Below are 15,646 nucleotides of genomic sequence, written 5' to 3'. Positions count from 1 at the left end.
GAACAGACCGCCCACCTTGTCAGTCGGTTCTGCACAGGCGGGAGCACCTTTCATGACACGTCGTCTCCGGATCTCCGCCGCCGCGGCGGTCCTGGCAGCAACGCTTGCCTGCGCGTCGTGCGCAGTGGAGAAGCAACCGCCGCCCGCCGGCACTCCCGTCGACGGCGCAACAGGTTCTGCTCCCGGCCTCGGATGGACTCTCACTCCCTCGGATGTCGGTATCGAAGGCGGGCAATTTCGCGATCCCGTTCAGGGCAGTGACACCGATTCGATGGAATCCGGTTCGATCACCGACGGGTCGACGGTCGTCACCCTCGTCGGCCGGCTCGACGGCAGGGAATTCGTCGACGCAACCCTGGTGGGACTGGACATCGCCGACGGTGCCGTGCGATGGCGCGTCCCCGCGGAGGACGTTGTCGGCTGCGGTGAGGAATTCGTCGACGGGCAGGTCGTCTGTTATCGCGGCAACACCGGCACGAGGTCCGAAATCCTCACTGTCGACGCCGAATCCGGAGAGTCGAGCACGCGGGACGCGGCATTTCCCGTCACCGATCTGACCACCGCAGACGGCCACGTGTACACCTCGCACGCGGTGGACGAGGGAGACAGGCCGACGGTATCGCGTGGAACGGTCGATGCCCTCGACGCGGACTGGTCGGTGCAGTTCGATTCCGCGTCCTCGTCGGGCTCCCAGTTCACCTCCACGTTGCACACCCAGAACGGGATCGGCCTGTTCGACGACGATCAGGGCGTGTTCGCCTTCGACCTCGACACCGGCGACAATCTATGGTCCAGAACGATTCCCAGTTGCGCTCGGTCGGGTGCCGCTGCCCGCGACGGCACTGTTCGGGTGGAGCGAATGGACTGCTCCGATCCCAGCGTGGTCACGGGCTCGGAAGTCGTCGACACCGACGGAACCGTGCTCGCAGCAACGGATTCCGTGACCCTGCAGCAGCCGACGTTCGACGCCCCCGCCGAGTCGAGCCCGATTCTGCTGGGAACCAGCGGCTATCGGCCGTCGAATCCCGATCCGGTGTGGACCGACGACGGACTCGTCTGGACCGTTCCACCGGACATCGCCGCCCCCGCCGCGAGGTTCCTCCGGACGCGCGGACTCGTGTACGCCGTCACGGGTTCGGTTGCACTGCTGCGCAACAACGACACCGCCACCGAATCCGCAATCGACCTCGCCACAGGGAACACGCTGTGGAGTCGAGAATCGGGGCGGTTCTCGGAGGTCGGCGCCCTCGACGGGGACGTCGCCACCCTCTTCGGACCGGAAGTGCTGCAGGGCATCGACATCAGAACCGGCTCCACTGTGTGGGACGTACCCGTGACAGCGTTCGACGACGAGGGAATCGATCGGCAGTCGTGGCCTGAGTTCGACCGAGCCGGAACCGACTCGATTTATACCAGAGCACTGAGCATCTCGGTTCTACGAGCTACGTAGAACCTCCCTCGACGTCGACGCAACCGCTGTTCTACCGACCCGGAATGTACTTCAGCGCCTTGACGAAGGGCGGCATGATCTTTGCCCACAACTTCGGCGGAAGTCCGCGCGGTCCACCGAGATTGAGCAAACGGGTCGTCGCGATGGTCTGCGACTCGGTGTACTTGAGCAGGCCCTCGGTGCCGTGCCTGCGGCCCATACCGGACGCGCCCATTCCGCCCATCGGCGCTCCGGTGGAGCCCCAGGTCGGTGCGTAGCCCTCGTCGACGTTGACGGTGCCCGAATGCAGCCGCGCCGCAATGGCTTCGCCCTGCGCCTTGGTCTTGGCCCACACGCTCGAGTTGAGTCCGTACTCGGTGTCGTTGGCCTTCTCGATGGCCTCGTCGACGTCCGCTACGGGGTAGATCGACACCAGCGGTCCGAAGGTTTCGGTTGCCGCGCACTCCATGTCCTCGGTGACATTCGTCAGCACCGTCGGCTCGTAGAACAACGGGCCGATATCGGGGCGGGCCTTACCGCCGGCGACCACGGTCGCCCCCTTGACCTTGGCGTCGTCGACGTGGGCCGAAATGGTCTTGACCTGATCCTCGGAAATGAGGCTGCCCATCTCGATACCGAATTCGTAACCGGCTCCGAGGCTCATGTTGCGCACCCGCTGACCGAACTTCTCGGTGAACTCGGCGGCGATCGACTTCTCGACGTAGATACGTTCGATGGAGATACAGAGCTGGCCGGAGTTGGAGAAGCAGGCCCGCACGGCCGCGTCGGACACTTCCCTGAGGTTTGCGCCCTTGGCAACGATCATCGCGTTCTTGCCGCCGAGCTCGGCGGAGAACCCGATGAGTCGACGCCCGGCCTGCTCACCCAGGAGCTGGCCGGTGGCGGTGGAGCCGGTGAACATGAGGTACTCGGTGTTCTCGACGATGGCGGTTCCCACCACCGAACCCGGGCCGGGGACCACGGCGAACAGGTCACGGGGCAGGCCGGCCTTGTAGAGCAATTCGACGCAGGCGAGCGCGCAGTACGGCGTCTGGCTGTCGGGCTTGAGGATGACGCCGTTACCCGCCAACAGAGCCGGGATGGCGTCGGACACTGCAAGGGTCATCGGGTAGTTCCACGGCGAGATGATTCCGACGACGCCCTTCGGCTGATACCGAACCCGAGTCTTGGTCAGCACGGGCAGCATGCCGGTGACCTTCTTCGGGGCCAGCAGCTTGGCGGCAGTGCGTGCGTAGTGCCGCGAGGTCATCGAGATGTCGAGGACTTCTTCGAGAGCGGCGGCCCTGGACTTACCCGTCTCGGCCTGCGCCATGTCGATCAGCTCGTCGCGATGCGCAAGCACCAGGTCACGGTAGCGGTGGAAGATCTCGGCGCGCTCGGAGACCGGACGCTTGGCCCATGCCACCTGAGCTGCGCGTACGCGCGCGATGGCTGCCGTCGCGTCGGCAGCAGTGCCGACCGGGATGGTTGCCAGCTCCTTACCGGTGAACACCTCGGTGATCGTCTTGGTCGGGCGTGCTTCGGCGTCGGGAATGGCGATGAGATCAGCGAGCCGGGAGAAGGTCGCAGTGGACGGAGCAGGCATTTTTTCATCCCTACTGGAGAGTAGTGTTCTGAGTAACAGACAACCTACCTGGTCTTCGGCTCACTTCACAGGGCCGAAATTGCCGAACCCTGTGGCACCATGGTCGGTGGTCTACTCCGACGTCGGGGCGTTCGGAAGCAACAGGGTGGGAAACACATGCGTAAGGCACTCGTTCTGGCCGGAGCCGCAGCAGTGATGCTGTCGTTCGCACCGTCGGCCCAGGCAGATCCGGTTCAGGATTTTCTCGCTCCGCCGCGCGATCCCGCTGCGTACCTGCCCACCTCCCTGGGCGATCCGTGGTTCGATCCCCCAGCCGGATACGAGAGCCTGCAGCCCGGCGCGGTACTGAACCGCCGCGATGTCGCGGTGACGCCCGAGGCGTCGTCCGTGCAGTTGCTCTTCCGGTCGACCGATTCCAAGAACCGCCCCATCGCCGCGGCGACGACAGTACTGACGCCGAACGCGCCGTGGACCGGGGCAGGCGATCGTCCTGTCATCGCGTACAACGAGGCAACGGACTCGCTGGGCAATCAGTGCGCGCCCTCGTACACACTCCCGCGGGGCACCAACAAGGAAATCGATCAGGTTCGGATCCTGCTCGAACGCGGCTACACCGTGGTCGTCACCGATTACCAGGGTCCGCGGCAGGCCTACTCGGCCGGTCTCGTCTCCGGACACACCGTGCTCGACGGCTTACGCGCGTCCCAGAGTGCAGGAGTTGCTGCGGATGCGCCGATCGGCATCACCGGTTACTCCGGCGGTGCAATCGCCTCGGGTTGGGCCGCGCAGTTGGCCCCGGAGTACGCGCCGGAGTTGAACATCGCCGGCGTCGCGTTCGGTGGCCCGCCCACCGACTACAAGATTCTGCAGACTTCGCTGAACGGTCAGATCGGTTCGGGACTGTTCTTCGCTGCGACGGTCGGAATCGCTCGTGAGTATCCCGAGATGCTTCAGCTCTCCAACGACAACGGTTTGCGTGCAGCACTTCTCGCCAAGGATCAGTGCGTGGACGCACTCTCCTACAGCGGCCTACTACTCATCCAGCAGCAGGCCTTGTCCAGCGTGCCGAACATATTCGACCACCCCATCAGCCGCGCGGTCGTCGAAGAGAACCGGATGGGACAGCGCAAGCCCGACGCACCGATCTACATCTACCAGGGCCTGCAGGACTTCCTCATTCCCAAGGAAGGCGCCGAGGCCGTGCAGGACCAGTGGTGCGCTGCCGGTGCGTCCGTCCGTCTCGAAGAGGTTCCCGGAGATCATTCGCTGGCACAGACCAACGGCCGTCCTGGAGCATACGACTGGCTCGGTCAGCGCCTCGCCGGCCAGTCCACCGCAGGCTGCGAACGTGTGATTCGCTAGGGGTCGGTAGTCGAAGGCTTGACCCTCACGCCACGGGAGGCAGCACAGTGTCCTTCGTGAGTGATTCGTCTTTCGTCGATGATTCGAACAGCATGCAGGTCGGTGCTGTCGCACGGTTGGTGGGTGTGAGCGTCAGAACGCTGCACCATTACGACGAGATCGCGCTGGTGGTGCCGTCGGGGAGAACCCCGAAGGGCTATCGGACGTATTCGTCGGCCGATGTCGAGCGGCTGCATCAGGTGCTGACCTACCGGGAACTCGGGTTCCAGCTCGACGCCATCGCGGCGTTGCTCGACGACCCGACGGTCGATGCCATGGCGCATCTGCGTCGGCAGCGAGAGTTGTTGAACGAGCGGATCGATCACTTGCACGCAATGGCTGCGGCCGTGGACAAGATGATGGAGGCGAAGAAGATGGGTATACAACTGACGCCCGAGGAACAGCGCGAGATTTTCGGCGACAACTGGCCCGGCGAGGAGTACGCCGAGGAAGCCGAGCAACGCTGGGGCGAGACCGACGAGTGGAAGCAGTCGCAGCAGCGAACGGCGTCGTTCACCAAGGACGACTGGAAGGCCGTCAAGAAGGAGACGGACCTACTGGAAGCGGATCTCGCTGCCGCGTTGCAGCGGGGTGTGTCACCGGATTCCACCGAGGCCGGGGAACTCGCCGAGCGTCATCGGGCATCGATCGAGCGGTACTACGACTGCGGCTACGAGATGCAGGTGAACCTGGCGGAGATGTACATCGCCGACGAGCGATTCGCCAAGCACTACAACGACATTGCCGACGGCTTGGCGCAGTACCTTCGCGATGTCATTGTCGCGAACGCCGCTCGTCAGGGGTGACGCGAACCATCGCGGACCGCTCGTGTGCGGTCGAACCTCCCCAGACTCCGTGTTTTTCGTTCGAGTCGAGTGCGTGCTGCAGGCATCTCGCGATAACGGGACATTGAGCGCACACGAGCTTGGCCTGTCGCTCGAGGCTCTTCAACGAGTACCCCCTCAAACCCAGAGGGGGGTAGAACATCGAGACCGGCATCGAGCGGCAGGCGGCATTCATCTGCCAATCCCAGTGCTCGGAAATAGGCTGCAGTGCTTGCGCTTTCGTCGTCAACGGTCGTCTCCTTCGGGTCAGAGATTCAGCAGACGGCGGGCGTTGTCGGATGTGGACGCGCGCCAGTTCGCGAGTCCGCCGTTCGCTGCACCGGCGTCGAGTGACCGCAGTTGGTCCTGTACCGCGGCGATCGGCGTGAAGCAGTAGTCACTGCCGTACACCAGACGATCGGGGCCGACGGTGGACAACAATGCGGGCAGCTGCCGCGGGACCGGGGTACCAGCGAGGTCGAACCACAAGCGCTGCAACACATCCGGAGTTTTCGGTCTTCCCAGGCCCACCTGGGTCCGGAAGAAGTCGACGCGATCCGCCAGTAGTGGCAGGACTCCACCGCCGTGAGTGAACACCCAGCGGATGTTCGGGAATCGATCGACCACGCCGAGCAGGATCAGGTCGACGACGGTTCGTGCTGTGTCGAAAAGGAATTCGATCATCGGTGCCGGCCGCCCGAGCGATACCGCTGGAGAATTCGGCGGCGACGTCGGATGAACGAACACGACCGCCGACCGCGCGTCCAGAGCAGCGAGCAACGGCGTCAGCACGGCGTTGCCCAGATACACTCCGCCTGCATTCGACATCACCGTCACGCCGTCGGCACCGAGCTGATCGAGTGCGCGAATGGCCTCGACCGTCGAGTCGACGACGTTGGGCAGTGGTAGCGACGCGAAGAACCCGAGTCGTGGCTGGCCGGCAACCACTTCAGCTCCGAAGTCGTTGACGCGTCGGGCCAGATCGGCAGCCTTGCCGTCGTTGCCGAAATGCACTCCGGGTGACGAGACGGACAGAATCGCGCTGTCGATGCCGCAGCCGTCCATCATTGCCAGGTGTTCGCCGACCGACCAGGACGGCCACTTCGGCATGCCGTCGGGAAAGACGATGCCCGACGCGAGGGCGTCGCGCAGGTAGAAGTCCGGAACCATGTGTGAGTGGATGTCGATCACACCGCCGGCGGCCGGCGTCGCCGATGCGGTCCCCGAGTTGATCGCAGCGAGCGCAGCACCGGAGATCGTCGCCGCGCCGAGCGCGCCGAGCAGGGTTCTGCGATCGATCACGGTCTTTGTCCTTGTCTTCGACACCACCCCGGGCCCAACTGACGCTATCGTCACATATGAGATAAACCGCAGTCAACGGTGAGATGTACCAAGAACAATCGGACTAGCATTGCGCGATGACCACCGAACGTGTGACGCCGAGCCCACTGCAGTTTCTGGGCTATTCGTTCGGTCGCACGCTGCCCGAGTCCATGCAGGACTGGGTTCGCGAGGATCTGGTGGGCAACGGCGCCCAGGTCCGTTACCTTGCGCGGTTCACTGTGCCCGTCATTCCACTGCTGCTGTTGTTCCTGTTGATTCCAGGCCCGCTGTGGATGTCCCTGGCCATGATGGCCTTGCTCTTCATCCCCCTGGTCTACTTCGCGATTGCGCTGATGAACGTCTATCGACGACATCGTCTGCTGATCCACGGCCTCGACCCGCAGCTGATCAACGCCAAGGCGCAGAATCGCGCCGACCGCACCCGAAACGACTACGAACGCCGTCACGGTCGCGGTTGACGGTCGAACGATAGTCTGTGGCGCATGACTTCACCTGTGGAATTCAAGGCAACAGCTGATCTGGCCGACGAGATCGGTCCCGACATCCGCAGCTGCGACACCCAGTTCATTCAGTTCGGCAAGAACACCGAATTCGCGGGCCCCATCACCACCATCCGCTGCTTCCAGGACAATCTGCTGGTCAAACAGACTCTGAGCGAGCCCGGCAACGGCGGCGTCCTGGTGGTCGACGGCGATGCCAGCGTTCATACCGCGCTCGTCGGAGACATCATCGCGGGCCGGGGCGTCACCAACGGTTGGGCGGGTGTAATCGTCAACGGTGCGGTGCGCGACTCGGCGATCCTGCGCACGCTCGACATCGGCGTCAAGGCACTGGGCACCAACCCGCGCAAGAGCACGCAGACCGGCTCGGGCGAGAAGAACGTGCCGGTCAGCTTCGGCGGCGTCACCTTCAACCCGGGCGAGATCGTCCACAGCGACCACGACGGAGTGGTCGCGGTCTAGCCACGACGACGGCGGCGAGCCATGTGCCTGCCGCCGTCGTGCTTCTACTTCACGAACGCGAGCAACGCGTCGTTGACTTCCTGGAAGTGCGTCCACAGCAGTCCGTGAGGTGCGCCGTCGACCTCGACGTACTGTGCCTCCGGGAACACCTTGTGGAACTGACGACCGGTGGCATCGATCGGCAGGATGTTGTCGGCGGTGCCGTGCAGGATGAGGGTGGGCTTCCCGGATTCGCGGACCTTCTCCACATCACCGCGGAAGTCCTCGATCCACGTGGGCACGACGGCGTAGGCGGCGACGGGAGCGCTGTGGGTCGCGGTGTTCCAGCTCGCACGCACGGCGGCCTCGCTGATGCGGGTGCCGAGATTCTCGTCGAGGTTGTAGAAGTCCTTGTAGAAGTTGTCGAACCAGGCGAAGCGATCCTCTCGCGCGGCACTGTCGATGCCGTCGAACACCGACTGCGGGACGCCGGTCGGGTTGTCGTCGGTCTGCAGGAGGAACGGCTCCAGTGAGGCGAGGAAAGCGAACTTCGCGACGCGATCCGTGCCGTACTTCGCTGCGTATCGCGCGAGTTCACCTGTGCCCATGGAGAATCCGACCAGGATGACCTCGCGAAGATCCAGCTCCGTGAGCACCTTGTCCAGGTCCGAGGCGAAGGTGTCGTAGTCGTATCCGACGGTCGGCTTGCTCGACTGCCCGAATCCACGGCGGTCGTAGGTGATGACGCGGTAGCCGGCGTCGAGCAGCGCCCGCGACTGACGTTCCCAGGAGTTGCCGTCGAGTGGGTAGCCATGGATGAGAACGACCGGTCGACCGGTGCCGTGGTCCTCGTAATAGACCTCGACGGGGGTGGAGTTCTCGGTTCCGACGTTGATGTACGCCATGATCCTGCCTTCCTGTGATCCTGCACTTCGACGAGCGAGAACGGTCGTTCTCACCGCGTGTGGACTACTGTAGAGAACGTTGGTTCTCTCGGCAAGAGGTAGGTGGGTCATGAGTACCGAACTGGGGCGCGACGACGTGATTCGAGCAGCGGATTCGTTGTTCTACGCGCGCGGAATTCAGGCAGTCGGGATGGACGAGCTCCGCAGCAGCGCAGGCATCTCCCTCAAGCGCATGTACTCACTGTTTCCGTCGAAGACCGCCATCGTCGCCGAAGTGCTGCGAGGCCGCACCGGCCAGTGGAACGACGGCATTCGAGCTGCCGCGGCGGCGTACGACTCACCACGCGAGAAACTGCTGTCCATCTTCGACTTCTTGGACCAGTGGTTTCGTCAGGACAATTTTCGGGGCTGCGCTTTCATCAACTCGTTCGGCGAACTGGGGGCCACGATGCCCGAGGTCGCCGACGCGGCGCAGCAGCACAAGCGACACTTCATCGAGTACGTCACCGAATTGGCCGTCGAGGCCGGATGTGCGCCGACCGTCGGACTGCAGATCGCCCTCCTCGCCGAGGGTGCACAAACCACCGCGGCAATCACGGAGTCGCCCGAATCTGCTGCTGCAGCAAAGGCCGCGGCAAAAGTTCTGCTCGGCATGTCACACTCGTCGTCATGAAGGCATTCGGCCCGGCGATTCCGATTCTCCGTATCTTCGACGATTCCGAAGCGCGCGCGTTCTACATTGGCTACCTCGGATTCACCGTCGAGTGGGAACACCGATTCGAGCCGCATCTGCCGCTCTACGTACGCATTTCGCGTGCGCAGTGCACCCTGGATCTATCCCAGCACTACGGCGACGGCACACCCGGAACATCGGTGTGGATACCGATCGCGGATGTCACGTCCTTCAATGCCGAACTGCTGCAGAAGAACAACCCGCACAGCCGACCAGGAATCGATCACGACGCACCGGGCGGACCTACCATGACGGTCACCGATCCCTTCTCGAACAACCTCCGCTTCTGCCAGGTCGATCGCTGAGAGCCCTTGCCAGCCGTCGCAGATGCGTTGTAGTGTCGTCGCCATGATGCACCAGCAGCCACAGACGACGACGCCGGCAATCTTCCGGCGTCCGATGTAGGCCTGCACCGACCTGAATCGAACAACCCCGGGAGTAGTTTCCCGGGGTTCTTTGCTTTCTGGGTCACTTCTTCTGGGACACAGTGGAAGTGGAGCACCCTTGATGTCAGACCATCACCAGCTCGGTCGCGAGCTGAACTTGTTCGACACCAGTCCGGCCATCGGTGCCGGGCTACCCCTGTGGCTTCCCGACGGTGCCGTCATCCGGGCAGAATTGGAGAAGCTGGCAGCCGAGGAATCGGCGCGCTCGGGTTGTTTCGGCGTCTACACCCCCGTTCTGTCCAAGCGCTCCCTGTTCGAGAAATCCGGACACTGGGACAAATTTTCGGCCGATATGTTCCCACCGATGCGGATCGGTGAAGAGGAATTCGTTCTGCGCCCGGCTAATTGCCCGCATCACACCCAGGTCTTCGCCGCGCGTGGGCGTAGTTTTCGCGACCTTCCGTTTCGAGTGTCGGAGCTGGGATCGATGTTCCGGAGCGAATTGTCCGGTGTGCTGGGCGGATTGACCCGCGTACGGCAGATCTCACTGGACGACGCGCACGTATTCTGCAGTCCGGATCAAGTTCGCGACGAAGTTCGCCGCGCTCTGGAATCGGTCGAGAAGTGTTATGCGGTACTGGGTCTCGAGCCGTTGTTCCGTCTGTCCGTACGCTCCCGAGACGGGAGTTACCTGGGCAATCAGGTGGAATGGAATACCGCCGAGCGGCAGTTGCGTGACGCGCTGGGTGATCGCGAGTTCACCGTCGGCGACGGCGAGGCCGCTTTCTACGGGCCGAAGATCGATGTTCAGGTCCCCGGTCATCGCGACACCGTGTCGACCGTTCAGATCGACTTCAACCAACCGGAAAGGTTCGGGCTCGAGTACACAGGGTCCGACGGCGCGAAACACCGTCCGGTGATGATTCATCGCGGCGTACTCGGCTCGATGGAGCGGTTGACCGCAATGCTGATCGAACGCCACTCCGGGCGAATGCCACCGTGGCTCGCCCCTCGGCAGGTAGCCGTCATTCCGGTGGGCGATACCCATTCACTCGCAGCACGGGCGCTGGTCGGCCGACTGCAGGGGGAATCGATTCGAGCCGAAGTCCTCGAGGAGGGTTCGCTCGGCGCGCGCATCAGGAGTGCTCGACTGCACCGCGACTCGTACATTGCGGTCATCGGTGATCGAGAGCGAGACAGCAGTTCGGTCTCGGTCTCCTATCCCGCCCTGAACTCGAAAGCCGTTCTCGACGAGAACCTGTTCGTCACCGCCGTACGACACGATATTTCCACTCGCGCTCTGGTTCCCGTCCTGCCGTTCATCGAAAATCACTGACATTTGACACTGAAATCCCCTGTTCCCCGGCAATAGTGTCGAAAGCATGAGCAAGCTACGAATCCTCGCCGCCCTCACAATCTCTGCGTCACTGCTGGTCAGTGGGTGCTCGTCTACCGACGAACCGTCGGCTGTCGCGCCGGTCACCACCACGCCCTCGAGCGGAAGCATCAAGACCGACGACGTCCAGGCAGCCTTGGACGCACTGGTCGACGCCGGGTCTGTTGCCGCTGTCGCGCAGGTACGCGACGGCGAAGACACGTGGTCGGGAGCGGCCGGTGTCGTCGAGCGCGGGGGCACCGAGGCCGCGTCCGCCGACGACCCGGTCCGTATCGCCAGCGTCACCAAACCGATGGTCGCGGCGGTAATCCTGCAATTGGTCGACGAGGGCAAGCTGCAACTGGACGAGCAGGTCGACGAACTATTGCCGGGTCTACTTCCGAAACCGGTGACGGTGCGCCAGCTCCTCGATCACACCAGCGGGCTACCGGACTCCTTGTCCGGCTTCGACAGCGCAGCCGCGATCGCGTCCCGATCCGGCGATGTCGTCACCGACGACGAGCACATCGCCGAAGCGCTGGCCCAGCCGTGGCCGACCGAACCCGGTACCGAGTTCGTCTACTCGAACACCAACTACGTTGTGCTCGGGCGTATTGCTTCGCAACTGGATGGAAAGAGCATCGGGCAGTCATTGCAGGACAGAATTTTCGACCCGTTGGACATGAAAGATTCCACCTACCCGACAGACTCGGCAATACCCGAGAATGCCTTGCACGGTTATGCGCTGGAGAACGGAACCTACACCGACGTAACCGATTACGATGCCAGCATCTGGTCCTCGGGCGCCGCAGTGGTCTCGACCGTGGGTGATCTGAACACCTTCTTCCGAGCCTTGTTCGACGGCACGCTGATCCCGCAGAACTTGATCGACGAGATGCAGGTGGTGATGCCGTCCACGTACGGGCTCGGACTGCTGCTCGGTGGTGACGCATGCAATCCTGGCTCCGGGGAACTGGTATTCGGTCAGCGCGGCAACGGCTTCGGGTACGGCACACTCAGCTTCTCCAGCCCGGACGGGGATCGTCAGGTGTCCGTGGCCTGGACGTCTGCGGCACCGGACCCGGCCATCGATCCGATGTTCCAGTTCGCAAGTGACGCACTGATCAGCGGCCTGACGGCGACCTGCCCTACGTAACTGTCAGAGCACGCTCACCCAACCATGCACCTCGTCACTGGTGAGCGCGGCCTGGTGGCGCTTTCGTAGAGTGAGCGTCACTGGGCCTGTTTCCTTGTTTCCTATTGCACGCCCATCGATTTCGTATACCGGGGCAACTCCGGCAGAGGTGCCGCAGACGAAGACTTCGTCTGCAATGTACAGCTCGGTGAGGTCGACTGTGCGCTCCTGAACGGTCAGTCCTTCTTCGCGAGCGAGGGTCAGGATCGTCCGACGGTTGATGCCGTCCAGGATGTCGCTGGTGACGTCGGGTGTGACGAGCACTCCATTACGGACGAGGAAGATGTTCGCGGCACTGAGCTCGCAGACGTGACCGTTGATGTCGAGGAAGATGCAGTCGTCGAACCCACTGTCGATCGCATCCTGTTTGGCGAGAACAGAATTGACGTAGGCACCGTTCACCTTGGCACGGGAGGGAATGGCGTAGTCCGGGATACGACGCCACACACTCGTCTTCAACCGCATACCATTCTGCGGCACAATGGGATTGGCGTCGTACAGGAAGATCGAGACTGTAGTGTGCAGCCCACGCACCCGCGTTCCGGGAATCGATTCGTCGACGTGAACGGTGGCTCGAACGTAGACCTCTGCCGTCGGGGCATTGGCGGCAACCACGTCCCGCGTCGCCTGTACGAATCGCTCGAACGTCCACTGCGAGGCAAAGGTGTCGATGCCGATGATCTTGCAGGATTCGACGAGCCGCTGATAGTGATCGCGCAATCGAAATGCCGTCCGACGCCCGCCGTCCACCTGCACCGGAAACACGGTGTAGACGCTGAGCCCATAGAGAACGGCCGAGGTGGCAACTCCGAGCGTCGCATCCTGCGCCTCGACCAAACGGTCGCCGAAATACACCTTCGAGTGTGGAAGAGCCATGCGGCGATGCTATCCGCCCGGCCAGGCCGAGCGACAACACATTTCCTTCTCTATGGTCGAGACCATGAGCGCACCGACAATACCGACCCGGACCCTGTGGAACGACGGCCCCGAGGTGGGTGCCATCGGCTTGGGTTGCATGGGAATGACCTGGGCATACAAGGCCGACGATCAGACGGAGACCCCCGATCGAGTCATCGGTCACGCCTTGGACCTGGGAGTGAATTTCATCGACACTGCCGATGTCTACGGCCCGTTCACCAATGAAGAGGTCGTCGGCAAGGCCATCGGAAGCAGGCGCGACGAGGTTGTGCTCGCGACCAAGGGCGGTCTCGTTTCTCACATCGGCGACGCGGGAGAACCCATCATTTCGGGCCCGAACGGCAAGCCGGAGCATCTACGGTCTACGATCGACGACTCGCTCCGCCGCCTGGGCGTCGACCACATCGACCTGTACTACCTGCACCGCCCTGACCCCGAGGTGAACGTGGAGGACAGCATCGGCGCAATGGCGGAGGCGGTTCAGGCGGGAAAGGTTCGGGCACTGGGTGTCTCGGAGTTCAGCGTCGAGCAACTGGACCGCGCACAGCAGGTGCATCCCATTTCCGCGGTGCAGTCCGAGTTGTCGCTGTGGACGCGCGACCATCTCGCAACATCGTTGAAATGGACGCAGGACAACGGTGCCGCATTCGTCCCCTTCTCGCCGTTGGGCCGCGGATTCCTGACCGGGAACTTTCGTGGAACCACCCCTGCCGCAGACGATTTCCGTTCGCGCCTGCCTCGCTTCAGCCAGGACAACCTCGACGCGAATCTCGTGATCGTCGACGCCATTGCAGGTGTCGCCAACGAGCTGGGTGCGACGCCGGCGCAGGTGGCCCTGGCCTGGGTCCTGGCGCAGGGCGAGCGTGTGGTGCCGATTCCCGGTACCCGACGTACGACGCGCCTCGACGAGAACGCTGCTGCAGCGACGCTGACCCTGAGCCCGGACCACCTTGCTGCACTCGATGCTCTGCCTGCTCCTGCCGGTGGACGCTATTGAGATCGTTCGCGTCGACCCCGCCGCCGATCGATCCCTGGCCGCGCGGATTCTCGCGGTACAGAAAGAATCGTATGCAGTGGAGGCGAGCCTGATCGGCGACGACCGAATTCCGCTGCTGCACGAGTCGGTGGACGATCTCTGTGCTGCGCGGGTCCACTGGCTCGTCGCGTGGACCGATCGCGAAATACTCGGGGCTGCAGCGTGGTCCGAGACGGAGATCGATCGTCTGGTGGTGGCACCACACGCGCACCGACGGGGCATCGGACGCGCTTTGGTCGACGCGATGTTGGGATCGATTGTCGGACAGCGCGTACAGGTGGCCACCGGCCGTGACAACCCACCGGCACGCGGTGTGTACGAGTCCTTCGGCTTCGTACACACCGAGGACCAAGAGGTACGGCCGGGACTGTGGTTGGCCCGCTACGAACTCAATCGCTGATCGACCCAGGAGTTCTCGGCCGAGCCGCGAACCAGATCAACGCACCGGTGATCGGCATGACCAGCACGAGCAGACACCACCAGAAAGCGGCACCACGACGGCGGTGGGAGGTACGTAAGATCGACACCCACGCCACACCGACGGGCAGCAGCCACACCACCACCGAGCCCATCCAGGCGAGATCGAACGCCAACGGCAGAGTGGGGTTCCTGTCACTGTCCATTGCCGTCTCCCCTCTCATCGAGGGCCAGCTTATTGGACTGAGTGGGCCGCTACGCGTGCAGTCGGATCACGCACGGGTTCGAGTCGGTCAAGACGTTTGCCTACCTCAGATTCTCTGTGGCCGATCGGCGGACTCCCAAGCAAGTATCGACCGGACAAACCCGACGTAGCTCGATACGATGCGCCGATGAATGTCACAGTGATTGTATTGCTCGGCATTGTGGGTGTCGTGCTGCTCATCGTGGGCATTGCGGTGCTGGTCAAAGTGCTGGTGCGTCGACTGTCTTCGTCGTCACAGTCGGCGATCGCGCAACAGTTCGCCGACTCCAGCGTGGTCAAGTCGGATCCGATGGCAAACTTCTTCGGCCTCGGATCCAAGGGCGGCGCTCAGGTCCGAGGAAACGGCGCGCTCGTCCTGACCGACAGCGAATTGTGGTTCCGCCGCATCGGAAGCTCCACCCTGCTTCGAATACCGTTGCAGGACATAGACGGCGCGGACGTGACAGGCTCGCATGCCGGCAAGACCGTCGGACGAAGCCTGCTCCGCGTGCACTTCCGAACGGAAGCGGCGGCGGACTCCGCTGCATGGCTCGTCGAGAATCCGGAGTCATGGGTACACGCCATCGAGAGCGACAAGATGTCATAGCCGTCGGACACAAGCCGCAGCAACCACTTTCGTGAACTGGCTGATATGAGTATCGAATGCTCAGATTGAGCTAACGTCGGACACATGGCACCTGCCGGTGGCGCAATCGCCCTAGCCCTGTTCATTCTTGCGCTCGTATCGATTGTCCGCGATCCCGGCACGGGTTGCCTGGCCAAGCTGGCATGGGCGTTCGCTGCGTTCATCCTGCCGATCGTCGGGCCGATTCTGTGGTTTACAGTCGGCAAGCGCTACCCCTACGGGCCGAGCGGCGGCAACCGATAGCTC

19 protein-coding genes are annotated in these 15,646 nt (G+C 63.1%); 13 read left to right on the top strand and 6 right to left on the bottom strand.

All coding sequences use genetic code 11. The annotated features are described in order from the left end of the window. The first annotated feature begins 52 nt into the window (after positions 1 to 52). Complete coding sequence (locus tag ACNEOT_RS02970; RefSeq protein ID WP_415971991.1) at positions 53 to 1,450, top strand: PQQ-binding-like beta-propeller repeat protein; 1,398 nt, start codon at positions 53 to 55, stop codon at positions 1,448 to 1,450. 31 nt (positions 1,451 to 1,481) lie between these two features. Here the strand turns inward: ACNEOT_RS02970 and ACNEOT_RS02965 are convergent, their stop codons facing one another. Further along, the gene (locus ACNEOT_RS02965; RefSeq protein WP_415971990.1) at positions 1,482 to 3,035 is read right to left on the bottom strand and encodes a succinic semialdehyde dehydrogenase; all 1,554 of its coding nucleotides are present in this window, start codon (positions 3,033 to 3,035) and stop codon (positions 1,482 to 1,484) included. Between the two features lie 156 nt (positions 3,036 to 3,191). Here ACNEOT_RS02965 and ACNEOT_RS02960 point away from each other — a divergent pair, with 156 nt between their 5' ends. After that, positions 3,192 to 4,397 carry a lipase family protein gene (locus ACNEOT_RS02960; protein WP_415971989.1) on the top strand — a complete coding sequence of 402 codons (1,206 nt, stop codon included), beginning with the start codon at positions 3,192 to 3,194 and terminating at the stop codon, positions 4,395 to 4,397. 92 nt (positions 4,398 to 4,489) lie between these two features. Then, positions 4,490 to 5,242, top strand: a complete 753-nt coding sequence (locus ACNEOT_RS02955; RefSeq protein ID WP_415973633.1) for a MerR family transcriptional regulator — start codon at positions 4,490 to 4,492, stop codon at positions 5,240 to 5,242. Here the strand turns inward: ACNEOT_RS02955 and ACNEOT_RS02950 are convergent. After that, the gene (locus ACNEOT_RS02950) at positions 5,211 to 5,456 is read right to left on the bottom strand and encodes a WhiB family transcriptional regulator (RefSeq protein WP_415973632.1); all 246 of its coding nucleotides are present in this window, start codon (positions 5,454 to 5,456) and stop codon (positions 5,211 to 5,213) included. The genes ACNEOT_RS02955 and ACNEOT_RS02950 overlap by 32 nt on opposite strands. A gap of 71 nt (positions 5,457 to 5,527) precedes the next feature. Then, positions 5,528 to 6,562 carry an amidohydrolase family protein gene (locus ACNEOT_RS02945; protein ID WP_415971987.1) on the bottom strand — a complete coding sequence of 345 codons (1,035 nt, stop codon included), beginning with the start codon at positions 6,560 to 6,562 and terminating at the stop codon, positions 5,528 to 5,530. Positions 6,563 to 6,678: 116 nt separating this feature from the next. On the opposite strand from ACNEOT_RS02945, the gene ACNEOT_RS02940 reads away from it, so the two are divergent. Next, entirely contained in the window at positions 6,679 to 7,062 is a 384-nt protein-coding gene (locus ACNEOT_RS02940; RefSeq protein ID WP_415971985.1) for a DUF5313 family protein, read from the top strand. 24 nt (positions 7,063 to 7,086) lie between these two features. Then, positions 7,087 to 7,566: a ribonuclease E activity regulator RraA gene (rraA, locus tag ACNEOT_RS02935; RefSeq protein ID WP_415971984.1), complete on the top strand. Its 480-nt coding sequence runs from the start codon at positions 7,087 to 7,089 to the stop codon at positions 7,564 to 7,566. 44 nt (positions 7,567 to 7,610) lie between these two features. Here the strand turns inward: rraA and ACNEOT_RS02930 are convergent, their stop codons facing one another. Next, entirely contained in the window at positions 7,611 to 8,450 is an 840-nt protein-coding gene (locus ACNEOT_RS02930) for an alpha/beta fold hydrolase (protein WP_415971982.1), read from the bottom strand. A 109-nt stretch (positions 8,451 to 8,559) separates the two neighbouring features. Between ACNEOT_RS02930 and ACNEOT_RS02925 the strand changes: the two genes are divergently transcribed. From ACNEOT_RS02925 to ACNEOT_RS02910, 4 genes are all read left to right on the top strand, one after another. Continuing rightward, a complete protein-coding gene (locus ACNEOT_RS02925) occupies positions 8,560 to 9,123 on the top strand; it encodes a TetR/AcrR family transcriptional regulator (RefSeq protein ID WP_415971981.1) in 564 nt (187 codons plus the stop codon). Continuing rightward, complete coding sequence (locus ACNEOT_RS02920) at positions 9,120 to 9,488, top strand: glyoxalase superfamily protein (protein ID WP_415971980.1); 369 nt, start codon at positions 9,120 to 9,122, stop codon at positions 9,486 to 9,488. The genes ACNEOT_RS02925 and ACNEOT_RS02920 overlap by 4 nt, the downstream gene beginning before the upstream one ends. 202 nt (positions 9,489 to 9,690) lie before the next feature. Next, positions 9,691 to 10,905 (top strand): threonine--tRNA ligase, encoded by a 1,215-nt coding sequence (gene thrS / locus ACNEOT_RS02915; protein ID WP_415971978.1) that lies wholly within the window; start codon positions 9,691 to 9,693, stop codon positions 10,903 to 10,905. A 46-nt stretch (positions 10,906 to 10,951) separates the two neighbouring features. Continuing rightward, positions 10,952 to 12,100 carry a serine hydrolase domain-containing protein gene (locus ACNEOT_RS02910; RefSeq protein WP_415971976.1) on the top strand — a complete coding sequence of 383 codons (1,149 nt, stop codon included), beginning with the start codon at positions 10,952 to 10,954 and terminating at the stop codon, positions 12,098 to 12,100. A gap of 3 nt (positions 12,101 to 12,103) precedes the next feature. Here the strand turns inward: ACNEOT_RS02910 and ACNEOT_RS02905 are convergent, their stop codons facing one another. Next, the gene (locus ACNEOT_RS02905; RefSeq protein ID WP_415971974.1) at positions 12,104 to 13,015 is read right to left on the bottom strand and encodes an aminotransferase class IV; all 912 of its coding nucleotides are present in this window, start codon (positions 13,013 to 13,015) and stop codon (positions 12,104 to 12,106) included. A 64-nt stretch (positions 13,016 to 13,079) separates the two neighbouring features. Between ACNEOT_RS02905 and ACNEOT_RS02900 the strand changes: the two genes are divergently transcribed. Both ACNEOT_RS02900 and ACNEOT_RS02895 read left to right on the top strand, forming a co-directional pair. After that, complete coding sequence (locus ACNEOT_RS02900) at positions 13,080 to 14,054, top strand: aldo/keto reductase (protein ID WP_415971973.1); 975 nt, start codon at positions 13,080 to 13,082, stop codon at positions 14,052 to 14,054. Beyond that, positions 14,041 to 14,493 (top strand): GNAT family N-acetyltransferase, encoded by a 453-nt coding sequence (locus ACNEOT_RS02895; RefSeq protein WP_415971972.1) that lies wholly within the window; start codon positions 14,041 to 14,043, stop codon positions 14,491 to 14,493. The genes ACNEOT_RS02900 and ACNEOT_RS02895 overlap by 14 nt, the downstream gene beginning before the upstream one ends. Here the strand turns inward: ACNEOT_RS02895 and ACNEOT_RS02890 are convergent. After that, complete coding sequence (locus ACNEOT_RS02890) at positions 14,483 to 14,716, bottom strand: PLDc N-terminal domain-containing protein (protein WP_415971970.1); 234 nt, start codon at positions 14,714 to 14,716, stop codon at positions 14,483 to 14,485. The genes ACNEOT_RS02895 and ACNEOT_RS02890 overlap by 11 nt on opposite strands. Before the next feature lie 186 nt (positions 14,717 to 14,902). Between ACNEOT_RS02890 and ACNEOT_RS02885 the strand changes: the two genes are divergently transcribed. Both ACNEOT_RS02885 and ACNEOT_RS02880 read left to right on the top strand, forming a co-directional pair. Further along, a complete protein-coding gene (locus tag ACNEOT_RS02885) occupies positions 14,903 to 15,361 on the top strand; it encodes a hypothetical protein (RefSeq protein WP_415971968.1) in 459 nt (152 codons plus the stop codon). An 84-nt stretch (positions 15,362 to 15,445) separates the two neighbouring features. Next, complete coding sequence (locus ACNEOT_RS02880; protein WP_415971967.1) at positions 15,446 to 15,643, top strand: PLD nuclease N-terminal domain-containing protein; 198 nt, start codon at positions 15,446 to 15,448, stop codon at positions 15,641 to 15,643. Positions 15,644 to 15,646 lie beyond the last annotated feature (3 nt).

The sequence above is a fragment of the Rhodococcus sp. 077-4 genome (assembly GCF_047782425.1).
Taxonomy (GTDB): Bacteria; Actinomycetota; Actinomycetes; order Mycobacteriales; family Mycobacteriaceae; genus Rhodococcoides.
The sequence above is the reverse complement of the archived record's forward strand: the minus strand, read 5'-3'. Positions and strand labels throughout refer to the sequence as shown.